Source organism: Dermacoccus sp. CCH2-D9, assembly GCF_001556795.1.
Classification (GTDB): Bacteria; Actinomycetota; Actinomycetes; order Actinomycetales; family Dermatophilaceae; genus Dermacoccus; species Dermacoccus nishinomiyaensis.
In genome coordinates this window covers 1-1,492 of the sequence record NZ_LSJT01000024.1, presented here as the reverse complement: position 1 = coordinate 1,492, position 1,492 = coordinate 1, and the positions used below count along the sequence as shown (strand labels likewise).

Below are 1,492 nucleotides of genomic sequence, written 5' to 3'. Positions count from 1 at the left end.
GGACCGAACGGACTTACCACCGCCGACGACGCCAAGCCCGCCTCGGCAAGTTGACGGGGCCTGACCCCGGTTCTTGGACACGCTGAATCCAGCACCTGGTGCTGGGGAAGCGAGATGATCCGAGAATCATGGCCAGGAAGAACTACTCCGAGGAGTTCCGTCGTCAGGCCGTCGACTTGTACGAGTCCACCCCGGGTGCCACGGTCCGCGGCATCGCCGAGGACCTCGGCATCGTGCGTGGCACGCTGCGGGGTTGGCTCGAGGTCTACGGGACCGGCAAGAAGACCGCCGCTGACGGGACGTTGACCTCCAGCCCGCTGCAAGCCAAGACGTCCGCCGCGAGCTCGTCGGCACCGACGGACGAGACGCCGGAGCAGAGGATCGCCCGGCTCGAGGCCGAGAACGCGGCGTTGCGAGCGGAGACCACCAAGCTCATGACCGAGCGGGAGATCCTGCAGCGGGCGGCCAAGTATTTCGCCGGGGAGACGCGCTGGTGAGTCGCTTCCAGTTCGTCGCCGACAACTCCGCCACCTTCGAGGTGAAGCGACTGTGCGAGCTCGTCGAGATCGAGCGCTCGTCCTACTACGCCTGGCTCAAGGCCGCGCCGGCCCGCGAAGCCAGAGCAGCTGACGACGCAGCGCTGGCTGAGCGGATCAGAGCGGTCCATGCCGAGGACAACACTCAGGGCGCGCCGCGGATCACCGCCGAGCTCAACGCTCAACTCGGTGACAGCGCGGCTGCCGGTGAGCGGGTCAACCACAAGCGTGTCGCGAGGGTGATGCGCTTTGAGGGCATCCGCGGCTACATGAAGAAGCGCCGGGTCCGCACCACGATCCCCGAGCCGTCGGGGCAGAAGTACCCCGACCTGCTCCAGCGTGACTTCACCGCCGAGCGCCCCAACGAGCGCTATGTCGGCGACATCACCTACCTGCCGCTGGCCGACGGGACGAACCTGTACTTGGCGACCGTGATCGACTGCTACTCCCGTCGGCTGGCCGGGTGGGCCATCGCCGACCACATGCGCACCGAACTCGTCGAGGACGCCCTCAAGGCCGCCGCCGCGACCCGGGGCAGCCTCAAGGGCGCTGTGTTCCACAGCGACCACGGGTCGGTCTACTGCTCGAAGGCCTACGCCAAGCTCTGCCGCAAGCTCGGCGTGACCCAGTCCATGGGCGCCGTCGGATCCAGCGCGGACAACGCCCTCGCAGAGTCGTTCAACGCCACGATGAAGCGTGAAGTCCTCCAAGACGCCGCCTGCTGGAGTGACGAGCTGACCTGCCGTCGGCAGGTCTTCAGATGGCTCGTCCGCTACAACACCAAGCGACGCCACTCGTGGTGTCGCTACACCTCGCCGGTCGCCTTCGAGACCGGCTACACCGCTACGCTGCGACCTGCTGCGTAATCACACCCCGTGTCCAAGATCCGGGGGTAGGGCCCGACCCCCATCGAGTACGAGACCATCATGACCACAGCGGCCACCCAGGCCGCATGA

1 protein-coding gene is annotated in these 1,492 nt (G+C 67.1%); it reads left to right on the top strand.

The window, feature by feature from the left end:
* The first annotated feature begins 128 nt into the window (after positions 1-128).
* Positions 129-1,402 (top strand): IS3 family transposase gene (locus AX669_RS01915; protein ID WP_369815052.1). Its coding sequence is split into 2 segments (ribosomal slippage): positions 129-477 and positions 477-1,402, totalling 1,275 coding nucleotides; the frame shifts between segments, so codons are not numbered across the junction.
* Positions 1,403-1,492 lie beyond the last annotated feature (90 nt).